Here is a 19974-nt window from a genome sequence, read left to right on the forward strand (position 1 = left end):
CCTATTCCCCGCTCTTAAGCGTTCACCCAAACACCCGCCCGAAGATGAAATCGACCTGCTTCATATGATAGCCAAGGTCGAACAGCCCCTCCAGCTCGCTCGGGCTCAGCGCTTTCATCACGTCCTTGTCGGCTTTCAGCAGAGTCAGGAAGTCTCCTTCGCCGCGCCAGACCGGCATCGCATTGCGCTGCACGAGACTATAGGCCTCCTCGCGCGAAACGCCCTTCTGGGTCAGCGCGAGCAGCACGCGCTGCGAATGGATGAGGCCGCCGAGCTGGTCGAGGTTTTTGCGCATGTTTTGGGGATAGACAAGCAGCTTGTCGACGACGCCGGCGAGGCGCGCCAGCGCGAAATCCAGCGTGATCGTCGCATCGGGGCCGATCATCCGCTCGACCGAAGAATGGGAAATGTCGCGTTCGTGCCAGAGCGCCACATTCTCCATCGCCGGCGTCACGGCTGAGCGCACCATACGCGCGAGCCCGGTCAGATTCTCCGTCAGCACCGGATTGCGCTTGTGCGGCATGGCCGACGAGCCCTTCTGGCCTTCGGAGAAAAACTCTTCCGCCTCCAGCACTTCCGTGCGCTGCAAATGGCGGATTTCGATGGCGAGCCGCTCGACCGAGGAGGCGACGACGCCGAGCGCCGCAAAGAACGCGGCGTGACGGTCGCGTGGGATCACCTGCGTCGAGATCGGCTCCGGGACGAGGCCCATCTTGCGCGCGACATGCTCTTCGACGCGCGGATCGATATTGGCGAAAGTGCCGACCGCGCCGGAGATCGCGCAGGTCGAGATTTCCGCGCGCGCCGTGACAAGCCGCTCGCGGGCGCGCGTGAATTCCGCAAAGGCCAGAGCGAGCTTCAGCCCGAAGGTGATTGGCTCGGCGTGGATGGCGTGCGAGCGGCCGATCGTCGGCGTCATCTTGTGTTCGAGCGCGCGCCGCTTCAAAGCGGCGAGCAACGCGTCGACATCGGCGATCAGGATGTCGGAGGCGCGCTGCAATTGCACGGCAAGGCAGGTGTCGAGCACGTCCGACGAGGTCATCCCCTGATGGACGAAACGCGCATCAGGGCCGATGAATTCGGCCAGATGGGTGAGGAAGGCGATGACGTCATGCTTGGTGACGCGCTCGATTTCGTCGATGCGGTCGACGTCGAAGGTCACATGGCCGGCCTTGTCCCAGATCGCCTTGGCGCTCTCCCTAGGAATCACCCCGAGTTCGGCCAAAGCATCGCAGGCATGCGCCTCGATTTCGAACCAGATGCGAAAGCGCGTCTGCGGCGCCCAGATCGCGACCATTTCGGGGCGGGAATAGCGAGGGATCATCAGGGCGTCCAGGGAGCGAGAGGTAAGACGGTGGGTCTACACGATCGCGCCGGGAATTTCGAGGCTCGCCATTGGCGCGCAAAATGCAGCGTTGCCTTCGCCGCCTCGCCATGCACATTGCGCCGCGGCTTTATGGAGAATCGCTGATGTCTTTGGTTAAGGCGGACACGATCGTGCTTGGCGCGGGGATCGTTGGAATCTCGGCGGCGTTGCATTTGCAGGCGCGCGGCCGCGATGTCGTCGTCCTCGATCGCGGCGCGGTCGCCGGCGAAACCAGCTATGGCAATAGCGGCGTCGTCCAGAGCGAGGCGGTGTTTCCTTATGTGTTTCCGCGGCGCCCGCAGGATATCGTCAAGGCGGCGCTCAATCGCGACCCGCGCGCCCATATCCGCTACAGCGCCTTGCCGGCCATCGCGCCCTGGGTCTGGCGCTATTTTCTCCAGTCGGGGCCAAAGGCGAGGCACGCGAGCGCACTGGCGCTGCGCCCTCTCTCCGCGCGCAGCGTCGCCGAACATGAGGCTTTCGCCGGGCCGGCCGGTTCGGGCGCGCTGCTGCGCAAGAGCGGCTGGATCAAGGCGTTCCGCACCGAGCGCGGTCGCGAAACGGCTCTTGCCGAAGTCGAGGAATTGAAACCGTTTGGGGTCAAGTCGACGACGCTCGACCGGGCAGAGCTCGCCGCGCTTGAGCCGCATCTGTCCGATCTTGTCGCCGGCGGCGTCCATTTCACCGATCCTTCGACGACGCCCGATCCCGCCGCTTTGGTCAAATCCTACGCCGATCTGTTCATCGCGCGCGGCGGGCGCCTGCTGACCGGGGACGCTCGGGCGCTGGAGCAAACGGCGGCGGGATGGTCGCTCGCGGCGGGCGAGGCGACCCTGCAGGCGTCCGAAGCCGTGATCGCGCTCGGGCCCTGGTCGTCGGATGTTTTTCGCGGTCTCGGCTATCGCTTTCCGCTCGGCGTCAAGCGCGGCTATCACATGCATTTCGGGGGGACGGGCAATGCGACCCTCAGCCGCCCGGTGCTCGACCTGGAATTTGGCTATCTCCTGGCGCCAATGACGCGGGGCATCCGCCTGACGACCGGGGCGGAATTCGCGCGCCGCGACGATCCGCCTTCTTCGGCCCATTTCGACCGGCTGGAGCCGATCGCCCGCAATTTCTTCCCGCTCGCTGAGCGGCGCGATGCTGAGCTCTGGCTCGGCCGCCGGCCCTGCCTGCCCGACATGCTGCCTGTCATCGGCGCGGCGCCGCGCCACAAAGGTCTGTGGTTCGACTTTGGCCATCAACACCTCGGCCTCACTTTCGGGCCGGTCACCGGCCTGCTGTTGGCGCAATTGATGACCGGCGAAGCGACGTTCACCGACCCCGAGCCTTACCGCGCCGAACGGTTCGGCTGAGCCTGGCGGCGGAAGGGTCCCGGAATAGCCGGGGCCCTAGAAGGAACCGAAGCGGTCCGTCAAAACCCCGGCTAAGTCTTTGATTTTCGCCCGCGCGGAAGCACATTTCCTTCCGCGAAACGGGCGATATCAAAGACTTAAGCCCCTTTGGACTTCCCCATCGAAATTTTCGCACGCAAACCGGGCGCGTTCTAACGCCCGTAACGCTCGCGCCAGCTCGGCGACGCCGCCGAATTGGGCGTCGGCGTCGCTTCATAGACGCCGCGCGCGATCGCCCGCGCGAGACATTCGGCGGCGAGCATGCCGATCTCGGCGAGATCGCGCACATCGGGCTCGGCCGCGGCGCGCGCCGTGGTCGCGGCGAAGACGACATCGCCGTCCATCGGCGCATGGGCCGGGCGCAAGGCCAGCGCGATGCCGTCTTGCGCCATGATCGCGACGCGCTTCATCTGCGCCTTGGTCAGCCGCGCATCCGTCGCGACGATGGCGATCGTGGTGTTGGCGGGCGCATCGTGTTTCAGCCGCATGGCCAAAGCGTCGGCCGGCGTCTTGTCGGGGACGCCGAGGCCGCCGAATTCGCCGCCGCGCTCATAGGGCGCCGCCCAGAAATGCGGCCCCGAGCCGCGCGTCGCGCGCCCCACCGCATTGACCGCGACCAGCGCGCCCACAAGAAAGCCGCGCGAGGTCATCGCGCTGGTCGAACCCAGGCCGCCGTTGAGCTCGCAGATCGTCGCGCCATAGCCGGCGCCCGCCGAACCCAGCGCAAAATCCTTTGCCGCCGAGGCCGCCGCTTCGAAGCCGAGGTCCCAATAGGGCGGCCGCCGGCCCCAATTCTTGTCGCCGCCGTTGAGGAGATCGAACAGCGAGGCGCCGGGCGCGATCGGCACACGGACATCGTCGACCGCGAAACCGCGCCCGGCCTGCGCGAGCCAGGCCATCACGCCGCCCGCCGCGTCGAGCCCGAACGCCGAACCGCCCGACAGCACGAGCGCATCGATCTTCTCGACCGTCATCTCCGGTTCGAGCAAAGCGCTGTCGCGCAAGGCCGGCCCGCCGCCATGGATGGCGATCGAAGCGATCGCCGGCTCCTCAAAGACAAGGACACTGACGCCCGAAGCGACCTTGACGTCCTGCGCCGCGCCGACGCGCAAGCCGGGGAGATCGGTGATGAGATTGTTCATTAGGCGAACCTGAGCGGGGAGGGCGGAGCGGATAGGCCCCGCGGATAAATTTGTTTGACGGTGTTTTGCAAGGGTTTTGACGCACGGCGGATGATTTCGGCGTCGAGCAGGGTTTTATGGCCTTCACAATAATCAAGCGATAACAATAGTTTGCGATCCTGCCTCATCCCACGCCGCCAAGCCTTTCCAAACTTATTTCCGACCCCATCGAGCAATTTCAAAGCCTTGGGCCTCGAAAAATTTGGAAATTGGAAATTCCACACCGCCCCCTTCTCCCGCTTCGCGGGAGAAGGTGCCCGGCGGAGCCGGGCGGATGAGGGCCTCTCCAACACCCGCTACCTAAAACCCCGCCGTGCTATTCTGTCGGCAGACAGGAAACGCCAGCGCGTGATGAGAACTGATTGAATCGAAGGTGGCTTCGATATTGAGCCATCGTTCGCATGGAGGCATTTTTTTTCACCCTTGAGTCCTTGTCAATGATGGCCCTTCGGGCCACCGCCGGAGGCGGCGCGCCTTTGGCGCGTCATTGACAAGGACTCAAGGGTGAAACACGCTCCGCCATGCGAAACGATGGATCACCCCTCGGCCGTTTCGATCACCAATCATCTCGTCCCGCTCTCACATCAACCAAGATCACTCCGACTTCGAGGCGACGCCCGAACAAACCATGCCCTCAATCATAGCGGGCGTTCTGCTTTTTAGAAAGCTTTTGTTGTCGCTGTTGTCGCTGTCGACAAGACGCGCAGCCCCTCCGGGCTGCGCGCCGCCTTTGGAACGGTTTGCGCGCCTTTTGCACATAATGCCGCGTTTGACGCCGATGGGACGAATAGCCACTGTATATCCGCGAGCGACGATGAGTTTGGCTAGCGCCGCGCCATCGATCCGGCGCCTCTGGCCGCGACCCAGATCCCGGCGAAAACCGCGACCAACCCGACAACAAGACTCCAGCGCAACGGCTCGTCGAGCAAGACCATCCCGACCAGCGCCGCCGCGATCGGGTTCACCGTCACGGAAATGGCGACGCGCGTCGGCGTCGTCCGGCCGAGCGCGAACGCCCACAAGAAGAACGTCAGCGCGCCGCCGACGATGCCTAGATAGGCCATCGCCAACTCTTGGCCGGCGCTGGCGGCGGCGACCGGCGCGAAGCCGCCGCGAAACGCGGCGATGAGGGTTAGGCCGAAGGCGCCGACGCCCATGCCGGCCGTCGCGAACGGAATCGGCCCCGAGCGCGCGATGAAGGGCCGCGACCAGACATTGTAAAGCGCCATGCACGCCGCCGCGCCGACCATCAGCAGATCGCCGCGCCACGCGCCTGCCGGCGCGGCGGCGAGCCCGGCGAGCAGCGCGATGGCGACGCCCGCCGTGGCGATCAGCACGCCGAGCGTCTTGCGCCCGGTCAAAGGCTCTACGCCGAGCCCCGCGCCTGCGACCATCGTCAGCAGCGGCAGCGTCGAAAGCGCCAGGGCGCCGCGGGCGGCCGTGGTGAAAGCCAGCGATGCATTGAACAGGATTGGGAACAGGCCAAAAAACAGCGCGCCGAGGCACGCGACGTCCAGCCAATCGCTTGGCCGCGGCCAGCGCTCTTTCCGCCAGAGCGCGACGGGCAGAAGGAAGGCGAACCCCAGTCCGAACCGGATCGCGCCGAGGGTCAGCGGGTCGATCGCGCCGGCGAGATAACGGGTCGCGCCGATCGATGTCCCGCCAAGAGCGCTCGACAGAACGGCCGCCAGAACGCCCCACAACTCCATATCGCCGCCCCGCTCATTGCTCTCGCCAACGATCCCTAAGCTTACGCGCTTAATCACTGAATGGAATTTCTATGATCAGTCTGATAAATATTGGTGATGACCGCGCCTGCCCTCGATCCCGATCTTCTCCAGGCTTTCGTCGCCGTGGCGGACCATCGCTCCTTCACGCGCGCCGCGGCGCAGCTCCATCGCACCCAATCGGCGGTGAGCATGCAGATCAAGCGTCTGGAGGATCGGCTCGGCGTCGCGCTGTTCCATCGCAGCACCGTGCAGGTGGATCTCAGCGCCGCCGGCGAGGGCCTCATCGGCTACGCCCGCCGCATTCTCGTGCTCAACGAGGAAGCCTTCGGGCGCCTCCGCGAACATGCGCTTGAGGGCGTGGTGCGTCTTGGCGTGATGGACGATTACGGCGCCTTTGTCGCGCCGCCTCTGCTCGCCTCGTTCGCCAAAGCCTACCCGCGCATCCATATCGAAATGGAGACCGGCCTCACCGCCGACATGCCGAACCGCCTGGGCGACGCCTTCGATCTGGTGATCGCCATGCATCCCGAGGGAAGCGGCGCGGGCGAATTCCTGCGGCGCGAGCAGGCCGTCTGGGCGGCCAGCGCCGCCCATCGGATCGAGACGCTCGATCCTCTGCCCCTGGCGCTCTATCCCAAGGGTTGTCTGTTCCGGAAATGGGCGATCGAGGCGCTCGACGCCGCCCGGCGCCCCTGGCGCCTCGCCTTTGTCAGCCCCAGCCTCGCCGCGGTCGCCGCCGTCGCGGCGGAGGGGTTGGCTGTGACGATCGTCAAGTCTGGAATCTTTCCGCCGGGGCTCAGGCTTCTCACCCAGAGCGAAGGCATGCCGCCTTTGCCGGCGGCGGATATTCGGTTGCATCGGGCGGGAAGTCTCTCGCCAGCGGGGCGGGCGTTGGCGGAGCATCTGGCGACGGGGCTGAGGTAAGAGAGCGGGCTGGCAGGCGGCGTCGGAAAGGCGCGGCCGTGATGGCCGTGGTTCTCAAAATAGTACGACCAAAGACCCGCTCTTTCAGCGTCTAGCATGAGCGCTCAGCGGCCTGATTGAAACGGTCGAGAGTGATCCATCGCTCCGCCATGCGAACAATGGCTCCATAGCGAAGCCGCGCAACGGGCGGAAGGATTTGTAGCGCGGTCGCTGACCGCGCTTGGCCGCCGCGCCGAGAGCTATAAAATAAGCGCTTGCGTGCTGAACGCGGTCATCGACCGCGTCTACATGAAGCGCCCCCCTACTTCGCCGGCTTCAGACTGCGCAGAAACGCGACCAGCGCGTTCATGTCCGCGTCGTCGACGTTCTCGTACCAATCGAAGGCCATCAGCCGCACGAGCCTGCTCCCATCGGGCCGCAGGCCTTCCCTGATCGCGGTCTTGAGCTGGGCGTCGCTCCATTGCGCGATGCCGTCCGGATTGGCGGGCGTGAGATTGGGCGATGTGACGGTTCCGCCGCCCGGCGCGCTATAATCGTTGCCGCCGGCGCCGATGCGCGCCATATCGGCGCGGCCCTTCACGCGCGGCGTGTGGCAATCCATGCAATGGCCGAGGCCCGTCGCGAGATAGCGCCCGTAAGCAACCGGATCGTCGCGCACGACATCGGGCGCATGCGTCACCGGCGGCCCATAAGAGGGCGGCAAGGGAATCTTGTAAGTCGATGCGTCCGTCTTGTTGACGACCGGCCTGACCTGCCTGAGATAGGTGACGATCGCTTTCACGTCTTCGTCGGACATGTCGCGATAGAAGGCGATCGCCATTGGCGGTCCGATCAGCGTTCCATCGGGGCGCCGGCCGTTGCGGATCGCATCGACGATTTCGGCGTCCGTCCACTTGCCGACGCCGGTCTCAGGATCGGGCGTGATATTGGCGGGAATGGCGTGGAAAACAGGCGAATCCATCGGCGCGCCGCCGGACAATTCCCGGTCGGCGATCGGCTTGCCGTCGGGCCCTTTGGGCGTATGGCAATTGCCGCAGGCGGCGATTCCACCGACGAGATAGCGGCCGCGATCCAGCACGGAATCGGCGCGCGCGCCGACCGACGTGAGCAGGCAGACGCCGACGATGCATGCCGACAGGAAAAAAGGCTCTTATCGCGTTAGCTGTTGGTATGGCCCCATGCCAATGGCGCTGGAGATCCAGTTCTCCGGATTGGCCTGTGGTCCCCACGCTTCCATGGCCCTTCGCCATCCGAGGTAATTGGCAAGGTTCTTGGTTGCGACGCCGTGGAACCGACGCATCCATTCCTTGAGCCGCCCGTGATAGGCGTTGACGTTGTTGATGTGGAAATGGGGGGCTTCGGGAAGCGGCTTTCCGGGCGCGGGCACGACGTGACAGCGGATATTCGCCCTCCGTGCGAAGGCGCGAAGGGGCAGACCGCCGTCGCAGACGAGGCGATTGGCCTGGGTGATGACGCCCGCCACCGCGGCCTTGATCGAGGCGGCGTCCGGTTGGGGCAGAACAGCGTCGAAGGTCGCGCCATGGCGATCGCGGGCCACGAGAACGGCAATGTTTTCGAAGAATGAGCCGGGATGCCTGGCCTTGCCGCCCCGCTTGCGCGGCAGCCGGGGAATATCCGACCGACGCCCTTTGAAGGATTCGAGAATGAACGTCTCGTCCGCCTCGACGAGTCCGGTGAAGCGCTTGGGCTTGTCGGTCGCCGGCGCGCTCAGGAAACGATGCCGCCAGCGGAAGGCCGTGGTGTAATGCACCTTACAGGCCTGCGCGGCCTTGCTGACGCTGGCTCCTTCCAGCATGGCCATAGCGTAGACGAGCCACTGGTCCTTCTTGCGCAATCGCGCCATCGGCGTTTTCGTCAAGGCGTTGAAAGTACGGCGGCAATCCTTGCAGCGGTAGCGAGCCAGCGTATGCGAACGTCCCCACGAGACGACGTTCCGCCCCGCGCAATGTGGACATCCCTGGCCGCCAACCTTGAGATGGCCGACCCCGCCTAGCGCGTCCAGACGATCCCGACCGCGCGCGGAGGAGGCGACGGATTCGCCAAAAGCCTCGCCGCCGCGCCACCCGTCTTCATCGCCGCCGCCTCGCTCGGACAGGAAAGCCAACGCTTGCGTGCGCTGCTCGGCGCTCAGATTGCCTATCCCGGACAACCAAAGCTGGAATTCATGGCTCTCCATCCCCCGCCTCCCGAATCATCAGGAGCACAATAATCAATACCAACAGCTAACGCCATAAGAGCCCTTTTGCTTTCTCTTTGTTTTCTCTTCCGAGCGCCTTTTGGGCTCCCGCGTCAGCGCCGGTTTCGACACGCCGTCGCCATGATCGTGCGCGCGCCGCGCGGCTTTTCGCCCGCTTGCGCGCTTATTTCGCAAACAAAAGCCGCGATTTTCAAAATCCAGACGGCTATACAATGGCTATTCATAGTCCGAGCCATCGATCGCTCATTGTCCAAACTGCGCGACGACGCCGAACCAGAGAGCGAGAATCTCAGCGATTGCGGCGGGATCGTACGGCTTCTTGCCGACGGCGGCGTGCACCATCACGAGCTTGGAAGCGGGATCGACCAGGATCATCTGGCTGCGGATTCCGAGCAGCGTGAATTGTCGCTGCTGGCTTGGCAGAATCCAGACCTGATAGCCGTAGCCGAAGAACGGTGTAGCGGTTCCGGGCGCGAGATAGGCGTCGCTCGGCCGTACCGTCGTAGCGTCCAATAGCCATTGCCGCGGAATCAATTGGCGCCCCTCCCATTCGCCGTCATGCGCGAGCAGTCGGCCTGGACGCAATAGTCCCGCAACCTCAGCTACCCGTCTACGCCGCCCGGCATCGCGATGGCGGGGCCGCCCAGGCAGCCGCGCAGGATGGTGTCGGACAATGCGCGCGACCATCGGGCGTCGAGCGGCTGGCCGAGCAACAGGCGCAGATAGATCGCGCCCACGATTGCATCGAGGACAAGCGGCGCATTGAGGTCCGCGCGAAAATCGCCGCCTTTGACGCCGCGCGCCAGAAGCTGCGAACTCTCGTGACGCAGCGGCTTTGAAAACGTCTCCAGGAACATTTGGCGCGTCTCGGGATCGCTCTGCGCCTGCGCCACGACCGAAGCGGCGATCCGGCCCGCCGGTCCGCTCAGCGCTCGCGCGAGCGAGCTCACCAATGCCCTGAAATCTGCGATGGCGTCCCCAGTCTCCGCGTAGATGAGTTGCGGCCTGAACGCCTCCAGGAAGCTTTCTATCGCCAGCAGACCCTTGCTGGGCCACCAACGATAGATCGTGGTGCGCGCCACGCCGGAGCGCAGCGCCACCGCCTCGGTGGAGAATTTGCCGAGGCCCGTTTCAACGAGGATCGCGTAGGCCGCGTCCAGCACGGCGCGCCGGGCCCCTTCGCTGCGCGGGCGCCCGGCCGAACGCGGCGCCTTGGCGGCGGCGCCCTTGGAAATTGGCGCGATGCTCTTTGGCGAATGCTTCATGACCAACGCCCCTGCGCCTTGAAACCAAATTTTATTACGCTACATAGTGTAGCATAATTTCCTGACGCTCTCCAACGAGCGCAAACGTCATAAAGGATCGAGTGGTGGCGAAGATCAAAATCGACGGAATGTCTGAGATCAACCTCGTGCGGACGGGCCCGAGGGGTGGCGCCCCCATCGTGTTCCTGCACCCGGTTGGATTGGACCTCACCTGGTGGAGCGCGCAGGTCGAGGATTTCGCATGCGATCATGACGTCGTGGCCTTCGACATGCCCAACCATGGTCTGTCGGGAAAGCTGGACGCGCCGCCCAGCTTCGAACTGATGGCGAGAGGCCTGGAGGGCGTGCTCGCCCATATCGACGCCGGTCCGGTCCATCTGGTTGGAATGTCGGTAGGCGGCATGATCGCCCAGGTTTTCGCGCTGCGGCGCCCCAATCTCGTCCGCTCCCTCTCGCTCGTCGCGACCTTGTGCACTTTCCCCGAGCCGGTACGCGAGGCCCTGCGCGAACGCGCCAGGGTGGCGCGCGCGGAAGGGATGGCGAAGATCGCGCAGCTTTCCAACGAGCGCTGGTTTACGCCGGCGTTCCGCGAGCGGCGGCCCGACATGCTCGATCGCGCGACCAAGAACTTGTTGCACCAGGATCCTGACTTTCACGCTTCCATGTGGGAGATGATCGCCGGGCTGGACCTGGAGGCGCAGCTTCCGGCAATCGCGTGCCCAACCTTGGTCGTGGCGGGGGCCGAGGACATCAACGCGCCGATCGCGGCCGCCGCGACGATAGCTAGCCTCATTCGCGGCGCTTTACTGCACGAGATGGCCGGGTTGGGCCATTTCCCGCCTTTCGAGGCGCCAGCGCCGTTCAATGTCCTTCTCCGACGATTCCTCACCTGAGATGAGGTGGCGGTGTTGAAGGCGCCAGGCTGCCATCTTCGGCAACCCATCAAAACCTCTGCGCGGAGGCGCCAGCGGTCAGAACCAAAAGCTTGGCGCCCGATTCATAGAGCTATGGGTGTCCGTTTTCTCAGGTTGAAACCCTGGCTGGGTCGTCAATCGTTAAGATCGTTCCGGATGTATAGGAGGATCGGGACGACGCAAGGAACGCGACCGCGTTGGCGATCTCCTCTGGTTGAGCCGGTCGCCCGAACGCCATGTCTCTGAACGCCTCTCGCCAGCGTTCGGAGTCGCCCAACTGACGGCTGGCCTGCGCGCGAAGCAACATCTCGACTCGATCGGTCGCTACCGGACCCGGATTGACGCCAACCACCCGGACTCCGTCGCGCGGCGCGGCCGTTCCCAGCGCCCGCGTGAACGCCATCAGCGCGGCGTTGCCCGTGCTCCCGGCGATATAACCGGAAACCACCCGCTCCCCCGATGCGCCGATCACATTGATGATGACGCCTTGCCGCTCCTTCAGGCGGGGGTACAGCGCCCGTGTGAGGTTGATGTAGCCGAACACCTTCAAATCCCAGGCGGAGCGCCAGAGGGCGTCGTCGACGGCCTGGAGATCGCCGGGCGGAATGGCTCCGGCATTGTTCACCAGGATGTCGAGCACGCCCGCCTCGTTCGCGACCCGCTCAATCTCGGCCTTGCGGGACAAATCGGCCGGAACGAGCTGAACGGAGACATCCGATCGCGCGCGGATCGTCGCCGCCGCGCGCTCAAGGTCCTCGGCGCCGCGCGACACGAGAATAAGGTCACAACCCTCTTCGGCCAGCAGCATGGCGGAGGCGAAGCCGATTCCTTTCGAGGCGCCGGAGATCAGGGCGCGCTTGCCGCTCAAATACAGGTCCATGATCCATTTCCAATATGTCAGGCGCTCCGATGGGGTCGTGCGACCGGGCGCCGAGGAACAATAGCGGTTTGTCCGTTTCTCAAAATATAGCTATATTCAGACAAACCGCCGAGAAAATCAGACATGCCTGCTCGTACGCCCGGCATCGGCGCGCCCGCCCTCGTCGGTCCCGCGCCCGAGCCGCTCTCGTTCCGAACCGAGGACTACCCGGGCGGAATGGCGATCCCGCTCCAGCGCGCGCCCTGGGGCAAACTGCTCTATGCCGTGAGCGGCGTGGCGGAGTTCGTGATCGCGGGCGAACGCATGTTATCGCCGCCGGCCTACGCCATCTGGATTCCGCCGGAGACGCCGCATGAATCGCGGGCGTCGCACAACACCCGCTACGCCGCGGCCTATGTTCATCGAACTTTGTGCGGTCCGTTGCCGGACAAGGTCTGCACGCTCGCGCTGAGCCCGGTGTTGAAAGCGGTCATGGCCGATTTTGCGGCGCGCGCGGTGACCCTTCCGCTGACGGCGGAGGACCAGCGGCTGGCGCAAGTTCTGCTGGACCAGATATGCTTGGCGCCGCGCTACGACAGCTACCTGCCGTTCACCGGCGACGCGCTGCTAGGCCCGGTTCTGGCCGCGTTGCAAGCGGCGCCAGGCGACCGGCGGTCCCTGGCGGAATGGGCGCGCCAGTTGGGCACGACAGAGCGGACCCTCTCCCGGCGATGCCAGCAGATGTTGGGCCTGTCGTTCCAGGAATGGCGGCAGCGCCTCAAGCTGCTGACGGCGATTTCGCTGCTGGAGGACGGATGCTCCATCCAGGCCACGGCCGACCAGCTTGGCTACGGCGCAGCCTCCGCTTTCATCGCCATGTTCCGTCAACTTACCGGCGCAAGCCCAACCAGAATGATCAGCAAATCAACGTCTTGTTGAGAGCCATTGTCGAACCGGCGACTCATCGCGAGCCAACCACATACGAGAGCCTGTTGCGGGTCGAATCCGGTTCTTCGGCATGGCCGCCGAGCGTTTGATTTTGACCCCTAAGGCGTCATCACGACGCGGCCAACGATCCGCCCCTGGCGAAGATCTTCAAGCGTCTCAGTCGCGGCGCTCATGGGGCGGCGTGCGATCGGAATGCCCGGCACGGCGCCTTTGCGCACGAGATCGAGCAGTTCTTTCAGCTCCGCGAGGCTGCCGGTATAGCTGCCTTCGATCGATGCGGCCTTCATCGGAATGAGGGGCAGCGGCCAGGGCGCGGCGCCGCCGAACAGGCCGACCATCACCATCTTGCCGCCCTTGGCGAGCGCATTGAAGGCGAGGCTCGCCGTCGCGGGGCTGCCGACAAGATCGATCGCGCCCCAGCAGGGGCCGCCGAGCGCCGCGGCGACCTGTTCGGCCGCGTCGGCCGCGGAGGCATCGACAGCCGCGAGCGCGCCCGCCTTCAAAGCGGCCGCCCTGCGGTCCGCGCTAATGTCGACGACCACCGCCCCCTTGCCGCCCATCGCCTTGAGAATAGTGAGGCACATTAGGCCAAGGCCGCCCGCGCCGATCAACAGCACCGGCTCCTCGTCGATGATCGACCCCAGCTTCTTCAGCGCGGAATAGGTGGTCACCCCCGAACAGGCGAATGGCGCGGCGGCGACGGGGTCGAGACCATCGAGCGGCAGCAGATATTTCGAATGCGCGACGACGAGATGGTCGGAATAGCCGCCGTCGCAATGAATGCCGACGCAGCGCGGATTCATGCACAAATTCTCAAGGCCGATGCGGCAGACGCGGCAATGGCCGCAGCCGATCCAGGGATAGACGAGACAGACTTCGCCGACTTTGCGATCCTTGACATCGACGCCGATCGCGACGATTTCGCCCGCCGTTTCATGTCCCATCGTCAGCGGCAGTTTGATGCCGCGGTCCCGCAGCATCAGCCGCTTGCCGGCGCCAAGGTCGTATTCGCCGTCCCATAGATGCAGGTCGCTGTGGCAGACGCCGACGGCGCGGACCGCGAGGACGACTTCATGGCCGGACGGCTGCGGATTCGGCAGGTCCGTCTCGCGGAGAGGCGCGCCAAAATCCACGAGCTGGTAGCTTTTCATCGCCATTTCCTCCCTGTGAGTTCGGCGCGCCCAAAGCGGCTATCGGCCTATCAGCTATAACGGAATGGGCCTGTCGGACAGCCCCGATTTGTGCGGCGCCGCCTCGCGAGGGGCGTCGTCCGGCTCGCGACTTAAGGGGGGTGTCGTCGCCGACGTGCGCGTAGGAGGGTGAAGAACTTCCCGCTGCCTTTCGCGCCGCAACTCCGCATCACAAAGAGATTGCCGTCCGCCGCGAACGAGAACGCAGAGCAGCCGCTCCTCTCTCTGTTCTTACATGTAGCGCACAAGGGACTTGCGGCAAGACCCAGGTCCTGCCGTAGAACTGCCGCCCGAAAACAGAACCTGCAGAGATGGGGGTGGCGTATGACCGAACATGCGGTGGTGGTGGCCGGAGGCGGCCCGACGGGGCTGATGTTGGCGGGCGAGTTGGCTTTGGCCGGGATCGACGTCGCCATTGTCGAGCGGCGCGCCAACGCGGAACTTGTCGGCTCGCGCGCGGGCGGCCTCCACTCGCGCACCCTCGAGGTCTTCGATCAGCGCGGCATTGCCGATCGGTTCCTCGCTGAGGGGCAGAAGGCGCAGGTCACCGGGTTTGCCGGCGTCCGTTTCGATCTCAGCGGCTTTCCCACCCGCCACCCCTACAGTCTCGGGCTGCGGCAAAAACACATCGAACGGATCCTCGCCGGCTGGGTCGACGAGCTCAAGGCGCCGATCTATCGCGGCGTTGAAGCGACGGGTTTCGCGCAGGACGCTGCCGGCGTGGCAGTCGAACTGAGCGACGGCCGCTCGCTGCGCGCGCAATATCTCGTCGGGTGCGACGGCGGACGCAGCCTCGTCCGCAAGGCCGCCGGCATCGCGTTCCCGGGATCGGATCCCACCACCAGCAACCTGATCGCCGAGGCCGAGCTTGCCCAGACGCCGCCGGAATGGGGCATCCGCCGCGACGCCATCGGTATCCATGCCCTTGGCCGGGTGGAGTACGAAATCCGCAACGGCGAGATCGTCTACGCGGATCATGGACCGGTCAGCGTCCTCGTGACCGAACAGCACGTCGGACAGACCACCGAACCCACCCTCGGCGATCTCAGCGCGGCGCTGATCACCGTCTACGGGACCGATTACGGAATCCACAGTCCCACCTCGATTTCCCGGTTCACCGATATGACCCGGCAGGCGGCCTCCTACCGCAAGGGACGCGTGCTGATCGCGGGCGACGCCGCGCATGTGCATCCTCCCGACGGCGGCCAGGGTCTCCAGACCGGCGTGCAGGATGCAGTGAATCTGGGATGGAAACTGGCGCAGGTGGTCAAGGGAACGTCGCCGGAAAGCCTCCTCGACACCTACCATGCCGAGCGCCACCCGATCGGCGCCCGCGTGTTGCGAAACACGATGGCGTCGATCGTTCTTCGCCGCGAAGACGAACGGACGAAAGCGCTGCGCGATACGATTTCCGAGCTCCTCGGCATGGACGAGCCGCGCAAGCGGTTCGCCGCGATGATGTCGGGCCTGGACATTCATTACGATCTCGGCGAAGGGCATCCGCTGCTCGGGCGCCGCATGCCCGATCTCGACCTGATCACATCAGGCGGAACGGTGCGAGCGTTCACCCTCCTCCACAGCGGCCGCCCGGTCCTTCTGAACCTGGACAAGCCCAGGGCTCTCGACATCTCCCCATGGGGGCGCCGAGTGTTGGCGATCGACGCCAGATATGCCGGCGATTGGGAGCTTCCAGCGCTGGGCCAAGTCGCGGCCCCCACCGCTCTGCTGGTCAGACCCGACGGCTACATCGCCTGGGTGGGAAACGGCGCAGATACCGGATTGCGCGACGCGCTGACGACCTGGTTCGGGTCGCCGTGACGCCACGCGAGCCCGCATCAGTCGCGCGCACGCCGGCCCTGACCTCCGAGACCCGCGCGCGAGCGATCGCCGTGGCCGCATAATCCGCGCTGTCGCGCGCGCCCAAATCGCCTCGTCGCCGGTCCCTAGGTGAGGTCAGCTCGCCCTGGCGGCAATATGCTCGCGCAATGAGCATCCATGCAGTTTATGCTATTGCTGGAACAGGGACGGCCAGGCGCGGCCGCCGCAAGCAGGCCTGCCCGTCTCGCGACGCGGCATGCCGCTCAGACAATGGGAAAGATTCAGCACCCGTGACGACGCGCGCAAAAGAAGGGCGGACGCATCGCGAAATCCGCGAGGCGGTTTCCCGCTTGTGCCAGGCCTTTCCCGGCGAATATTGGCGCAAGCTCGATCGCGAGCGCGCCTATCCCAAAGCATTCGTCGATACGCTGACGCGCGAGGGCTACCTCTCGGTGCTGATCCCCGAGGAATATGGCGGGTCCGGGCTGGGCCTCGGCGCCGCGACAGCCATCCTCGAGGAAATCCATCGCTCCGGCGGCAATGGCGCGGCCTGCCATGCCCAGATGTATACGATGGGCACGATCCTGCGCCATGGCGGCGCCGCCCAGAAGGCGGAATACCTGCCGAAGATCGCCCGAGGCGAGCTTCGCCTTCAGGCTTTCGGCGTCACCGAGCCGACAAGCGGCACCGACACGACCCGCATCAGCACATTCGCAAGGCGCGAGGGCGACACATATATCGTCAACGGCCAGAAGATCTGGATCAGCCGCGCCGAACATTCGGACCTGATGCTGCTTCTCTGCCGCACCGCGCCGAGGGACCAAGGCGCCAAGCCGACCGACGGCATTTCCGTATTGATCGTCGACATGCGCCACGCCGTCGAGAACGGCCTGACAATCCGGCCGGTGCGCACGATGCTCAATCATGCGACGACGGAACTCTTCTTCGACAATCTGCCCGTGCCCGCCGCCAATCTGATCGGCGAAGAGGGCCGCGGGTTCCGCTATATTCTCGATGGCATGAACGCCGAACGGATATTGATCGCCTCCGAATGTATCGGCGATGGCCGCTTCTTCATCGAACGCGCGAGCGCCTATGCGAAAGCGCGCGAAGTCTTCGGCGGCCCGATCGGAAAGAACCAGGGCGTGCAATTTCCGATCGCACGTTCCTATGTGGAAATTGAGGCCGCTGCTTTGATGGTCGACCGCGCGGCCGATCTATTCGACAAAGGCGAATCCTGCGGCGCGGAAGCGAATATGGCCAAGCTGCTCGCGTCGGAGGCCAGTTGGCGCGCCGCCGACATGTGCATCCAGACGCACGGCGGCTTTGGATTCGCCGAGGAATACGACATCGAACGCAAGTTCCGCGAGACGCGGCTCTACCAGGTCGCGCCGATCTCCACCAATCTCATCCTCTCTTATGTTGGAACGCATGTGCTCGGCATGCCGCGGTCCTATTGATGGCGGCCGCCGGCCCCCTCGCCGGACTCGTCGTCATCGCCATCGAACAGGCGGTCGCGGCGCCCTTTTGCACATCCCGCCTCGCCGACGCCGGCGCCAAAGTCATCAAGATCGAGCGCCCCGAAGGCGATTTCGCCAGGGGATATGACGATGCGGCAAAAGGACAAAGCAGCTATTTTATCTGGCTGAACCGGGGCAAACATTCCGTCGTCATGGACCTCACGCAGGTTGAGGCGAGGCGCGATCTTTCCCAGATGATCGCGGGCGCGGACATTCTGGTGCAAAACTTGAAACCGGGTTCGCTCGAGAAGCTTGGCTTTGGCGCCGACGTCCTTGCGGCGCGTCACCCCAAGCTGATCATTTGCACGATCAGCGGCTATGGCGAGCACGGCCCGCTCGCGTCGCGAAAAGCCTATGATCTGCTGATTCAGGCCGAATCCGGGCTTTGTTCGATCACCGGCGGTCCCGATGAGCCGGCGCGTGTCGGAATCTCCATCGTCGATATCGCGACCGGCGCCACGGCTTATTCGGCGCTGCTGGAGGCGCTGATCGCGCGCAGCGTCACCGGACGCGGCGCAAACATTCACGTGTCGATGTTCGACGTCATGGCCGATTGGCTGACCGTTCCGCTGCTGCATGCGGAAGCGGGAGGAAGTCCGCGCCGGATGGGTCTGGCGCATCCCTCCATCGCGCCCTACGGCGTGTTTTCATCGCGCGACGGCGCCCAAGTGCTGGTGTCGATCCAGAGCGAACGGGAATGGCGCGTATTCTGTCAGGCGCTGCTTGGCGATATCGCGCTCGCCGACGATCCGCGTTTCAGTTCCAACGTCTTGCGCGTGAAGAACCGGGCGGAGACGGATCGCCTCGTCGCCGAGGCGTTCGCTCTTGTCGACAGAGCAGCGCTTGTGGCGAACTTGACCAAAGCCGATATCGCATTCGCCGAGCTGAACGACATGGCCGCCTTGTCGCGCCACCCGCATCTGCGGCGCGTAAGGGTTGAGACGGCGGCTGGCGCGATCGACATTCCGGCTCCCGCCGCGATCTTCGCAGGCGAAACGCGCGCCTACGGCGCCGTGCCCGGACTTGGCGAACATAAGCTGCGGGAACGCACCTCGCGCGAGACGAAAGATATCAAGTGAAGGCAAAGCTAACGATTAGATGTCAATGTCTTCGCTTGACGATAATCGTGAACCCGCGCCCGTCGCTGACCAATTCGGTCGGCGCGTCGCTATCGCCGATGCTGACCGCGGGCTGACCGGGCTGTTCGAGCGAAATGGGCTGTCCGAATAAGTTCTGGAGATGAAGATCGAACGCTTCGACCGGAAATTGCCAGCCGGTCTGGCTACCGCCCTCGACGGACAGCATTTCGCTGTCGCCGAGCCATCCCTGACGGTTGAAATCACGCGCGAAGCTGGCGCCCAGATCTATATTCCCCGACAGTTGATCCACGATCGCCGAATTGTCGTCATATTGCACAACGAAGGCGTTCGTCGTGGTGAAGGTCCCGTTCTGCGTGAGATAGAAGGCGTAGCCGGGCTGGAAGAGCTGGACGTCGAAACCGTTCCTCGGCGCTGACGTTTGATCATTGACCCAGATTTTGTCCGAGGCCGTCGTGAGATCGAGCGTGCGGGTGACCACCGCGCTTTCAATCGTCACCAGGCTCGCGTTCGTCGCGATCGTCGTATCCCCCTCCCAAAGCTCGGGAATGAGGACGCCGTTGGGCGCGTCGATCGTCCCTATCGTAGCGCTATCCCCAACCCCACCCTTATAGCCGGTCAGATCGATAGCGAGAGGGCCGGTAGCATTTGGATTCTGGCGCAGCACGCCGATTTGAAGATCGTTGACGGCGAAGTTCGCGCCCGTCTGCACACTGAGATTGTTAAGAATCAGGCTGCTCGGGCTCGACAGGCTCAAGGTCGAGGACGACAGATTGCCGAGCTTCATCGCACCCGCGGCGTTCATATCGGCAACGCCGAGCGTCGTGAAGTCGTTGCCCGCGATCGTGCTCGAAGAGTCCAGCGTGATGCTCACATTCGCCACGACATCGCCGAACGTCATGCCATTCGCATTGGCGAACAAGAGGCCGTTTGCATTCACATCGCCGCCAAGGATCGCCCCGCCGGCCACAAGGGCGATGTCGCCCTCGTCGCCCGGAACGCCCGTCGTTGTCAGATGGGCAAACGTGATGTCGTTGGCGGCGGACAGATATTGCGTTCCCCCGCTCGTCGCCGTCCCCAGCGTCAGCGCGCCCCCGGCCGATGCGGCATAGAGGGTCGTCGCCGCCTGGATGTTGTTCCAGTCGATCAGGCCGCCCGCCGTCAGCTTGGCGCTGCCGGTCGCCGTCACGAGTTGATCCCCGGTATTGTCGAGCGCCGCAATGAGCGTCGCGGAGCGCTGCGCATGGATCGAGCCGCCGGTGATCGAGCCGGCGTCCGAAGTCGCGTCGACATCGCCGGCGGTCGTCGTGAGCTGGGTGAGCGCGATGTCCTGCGCCGCATGTAGCGTCTGCGTCCCGCCGCTGGCGGCCGAACCCAGCGTGATCCCGCCGCCGGTCGACGTCACGCCCAGCGTCGTCGCAATATTCGTCGTTCCAAGATCAATCGCCCCGGCCGTCTTGACCAGGCCGCTGCCCGTCTCCGCCTTCAGCGACGTCCCCGAGATCGTCGTCGACGCGACGAGGTCGAACGAGCCCTTCGCGTCCAGCGTG

17 protein-coding genes are annotated in these 19974 nt (G+C 64.7%); 7 read left to right on the forward strand and 10 right to left on the reverse strand.

The features are described from left to right. Positions 1-22 precede the first annotated feature (22 nt). The gene (gene purB, locus GSQ90_RS06880; protein ID WP_158814013.1) at positions 23-1324 is read right to left on the reverse strand and encodes an adenylosuccinate lyase; all 1302 of its coding nucleotides are present in this window, start codon (positions 1322-1324) and stop codon (positions 23-25) included. Positions 1325-1470: 146 nt separating this feature from the next. Between purB and GSQ90_RS06885 the strand changes: the two genes are divergently transcribed. After that, positions 1471-2721, forward strand: coding sequence for an FAD-binding oxidoreductase (locus tag GSQ90_RS06885; protein ID WP_158814014.1), 1251 nt, complete (start codon positions 1471-1473; stop codon positions 2719-2721). Between the two features lie 191 nt (positions 2722-2912). Here the strand turns inward: GSQ90_RS06885 and GSQ90_RS06890 are convergent, their stop codons facing one another. Beyond that, entirely contained in the window at positions 2913-3902 is a 990-nt protein-coding gene (locus tag GSQ90_RS06890; RefSeq protein WP_158814015.1) for a P1 family peptidase, read from the reverse strand. A gap of 863 nt (positions 3903-4765) precedes the next feature. Beyond that, positions 4766-5650, reverse strand: coding sequence for a DMT family transporter (locus tag GSQ90_RS06895; protein WP_158814273.1), 885 nt, complete (start codon positions 5648-5650; stop codon positions 4766-4768). A gap of 96 nt (positions 5651-5746) precedes the next feature. Between GSQ90_RS06895 and GSQ90_RS06900 the strand changes: the two genes are divergently transcribed. After that, the gene (locus tag GSQ90_RS06900) at positions 5747-6595 is read left to right on the forward strand and encodes a LysR substrate-binding domain-containing protein (protein ID WP_158814016.1); all 849 of its coding nucleotides are present in this window, start codon (positions 5747-5749) and stop codon (positions 6593-6595) included. 301 nt (positions 6596-6896) lie between these two features. On the opposite strand, the gene GSQ90_RS06905 is transcribed toward GSQ90_RS06900, so the two are convergent. The 4 genes from GSQ90_RS06905 to GSQ90_RS06920 form a co-directional block, all read right to left on the reverse strand. Beyond that, the gene (locus tag GSQ90_RS06905) at positions 6897-7673 is read right to left on the reverse strand and encodes a c-type cytochrome (RefSeq protein WP_210254835.1); all 777 of its coding nucleotides are present in this window, start codon (positions 7671-7673) and stop codon (positions 6897-6899) included. A 72-nt stretch (positions 7674-7745) separates the two neighbouring features. Further along, a complete protein-coding gene (locus GSQ90_RS06910; protein ID WP_158814017.1) occupies positions 7746-8792 on the reverse strand; it encodes an IS1595 family transposase in 1047 nt (348 codons plus the stop codon). Positions 8793-9056: 264 nt separating this feature from the next. Then, the gene (locus GSQ90_RS06915; protein ID WP_174247451.1) at positions 9057-9347 is read right to left on the reverse strand and encodes a hypothetical protein; all 291 of its coding nucleotides are present in this window, start codon (positions 9345-9347) and stop codon (positions 9057-9059) included. Between the two features lie 68 nt (positions 9348-9415). Beyond that, on the reverse strand, positions 9416-10078 hold the full coding sequence (locus GSQ90_RS06920) for a TetR/AcrR family transcriptional regulator (RefSeq protein WP_158814018.1): 663 nt from the start codon (positions 10076-10078) through the stop codon (positions 9416-9418). Positions 10079-10182: 104 nt separating this feature from the next. Here GSQ90_RS06920 and GSQ90_RS06925 point away from each other — a divergent pair, with 104 nt between their 5' ends. Further along, complete coding sequence (locus GSQ90_RS06925) at positions 10183-10971, forward strand: alpha/beta fold hydrolase (RefSeq protein ID WP_158814019.1); 789 nt, start codon at positions 10183-10185, stop codon at positions 10969-10971. 130 nt (positions 10972-11101) lie between these two features. On the opposite strand, the gene GSQ90_RS06930 is transcribed toward GSQ90_RS06925, so the two are convergent. After that, a complete protein-coding gene (locus tag GSQ90_RS06930; RefSeq protein WP_158814020.1) occupies positions 11102-11872 on the reverse strand; it encodes a short-chain dehydrogenase/reductase in 771 nt (256 codons plus the stop codon). Between the two features lie 123 nt (positions 11873-11995). On the opposite strand from GSQ90_RS06930, the gene GSQ90_RS06935 reads away from it, so the two are divergent. Continuing rightward, entirely contained in the window at positions 11996-12790 is a 795-nt protein-coding gene (locus GSQ90_RS06935) for a helix-turn-helix domain-containing protein (protein WP_158814021.1), read from the forward strand. A 107-nt stretch (positions 12791-12897) separates the two neighbouring features. On the opposite strand, the gene GSQ90_RS06940 is transcribed toward GSQ90_RS06935, so the two are convergent. Then, positions 12898-13950: an alcohol dehydrogenase gene (locus tag GSQ90_RS06940; RefSeq protein WP_158814022.1), complete on the reverse strand. Its 1053-nt coding sequence runs from the start codon at positions 13948-13950 to the stop codon at positions 12898-12900. Between the two features lie 363 nt (positions 13951-14313). Here GSQ90_RS06940 and GSQ90_RS06945 point away from each other — a divergent pair, with 363 nt between their 5' ends. From GSQ90_RS06945 to GSQ90_RS06955, 3 genes are all read left to right on the forward strand, one after another. After that, positions 14314-15807 (forward strand): FAD-dependent monooxygenase, encoded by a 1494-nt coding sequence (locus tag GSQ90_RS06945; RefSeq protein ID WP_158814023.1) that lies wholly within the window; start codon positions 14314-14316, stop codon positions 15805-15807. Positions 15808-16097: 290 nt separating this feature from the next. Next, positions 16098-17267, forward strand: coding sequence for an acyl-CoA dehydrogenase family protein (locus GSQ90_RS06950; protein ID WP_246731436.1), 1170 nt, complete (start codon positions 16098-16100; stop codon positions 17265-17267). Continuing rightward, the gene (locus GSQ90_RS06955) at positions 17267-18406 is read left to right on the forward strand and encodes a CaiB/BaiF CoA-transferase family protein (protein ID WP_158814025.1); all 1140 of its coding nucleotides are present in this window, start codon (positions 17267-17269) and stop codon (positions 18404-18406) included. Before GSQ90_RS06950 ends, GSQ90_RS06955 begins: the two co-directional genes overlap by 1 nt. A 22-nt stretch (positions 18407-18428) precedes the next feature. Here the strand turns inward: GSQ90_RS06955 and GSQ90_RS06960 are convergent. After that, positions 18429-19974: hypothetical protein (locus tag GSQ90_RS06960; RefSeq protein ID WP_210254836.1), on the reverse strand; the 1546-nt coding region annotated here is incomplete at its 5' end.

The sequence above is a fragment of the Methylocapsa sp. S129 genome, assembly GCF_009765995.1.
In the GTDB taxonomy this organism is placed as follows: domain Bacteria; phylum Pseudomonadota; class Alphaproteobacteria; order Rhizobiales; family Beijerinckiaceae; genus Roseiarcus.

What these genes read in the sequence shown, in the direction of transcription:
- GSQ90_RS06885 (WP_158814014.1), top strand. Translation starts at nt 1,471, where the DNA reads ATGTCTTTGGTTAAGGCGGACACGATCGTGCTTGGCGCGGGGATCGTT.
- GSQ90_RS06935 (WP_158814021.1), top strand. Translation starts at nt 11,996, where the DNA reads ATGCCTGCTCGTACGCCCGGCATCGGCGCGCCCGCCCTCGTCGGTCCC.
- GSQ90_RS06890 (WP_158814015.1), bottom strand. Translation starts at nt 3,902, where the DNA reads ATGAACAATCTCATCACCGATCTCCCCGGCTTGCGCGTCGGCGCGGCG.
- GSQ90_RS06920 (WP_158814018.1), bottom strand. Translation starts at nt 10,078, where the DNA reads ATGAAGCATTCGCCAAAGAGCATCGCGCCAATTTCCAAGGGCGCCGCC.
- GSQ90_RS06895 (WP_158814273.1), bottom strand. Translation starts at nt 5,650, where the DNA reads ATGGAGTTGTGGGGCGTTCTGGCGGCCGTTCTGTCGAGCGCTCTTGGC.
- GSQ90_RS06910 (WP_158814017.1), bottom strand. Translation starts at nt 8,792, where the DNA reads ATGGAGAGCCATGAATTCCAGCTTTGGTTGTCCGGGATAGGCAATCTG.
- purB (WP_158814013.1), bottom strand. Translation starts at nt 1,324, where the DNA reads ATGATCCCTCGCTATTCCCGCCCCGAAATGGTCGCGATCTGGGCGCCG.
- GSQ90_RS06930 (WP_158814020.1), bottom strand. Translation starts at nt 11,872, where the DNA reads ATGGACCTGTATTTGAGCGGCAAGCGCGCCCTGATCTCCGGCGCCTCG.
- GSQ90_RS06900 (WP_158814016.1), top strand. Translation starts at nt 5,747, where the DNA reads ATGACCGCGCCTGCCCTCGATCCCGATCTTCTCCAGGCTTTCGTCGCC.
- GSQ90_RS06940 (WP_158814022.1), bottom strand. Translation starts at nt 13,950, where the DNA reads ATGAAAAGCTACCAGCTCGTGGATTTTGGCGCGCCTCTCCGCGAGACG.
- GSQ90_RS06945 (WP_158814023.1), top strand. Translation starts at nt 14,314, where the DNA reads ATGACCGAACATGCGGTGGTGGTGGCCGGAGGCGGCCCGACGGGGCTG.
- GSQ90_RS06955 (WP_158814025.1), top strand. Translation starts at nt 17,267, where the DNA reads ATGGCGGCCGCCGGCCCCCTCGCCGGACTCGTCGTCATCGCCATCGAA.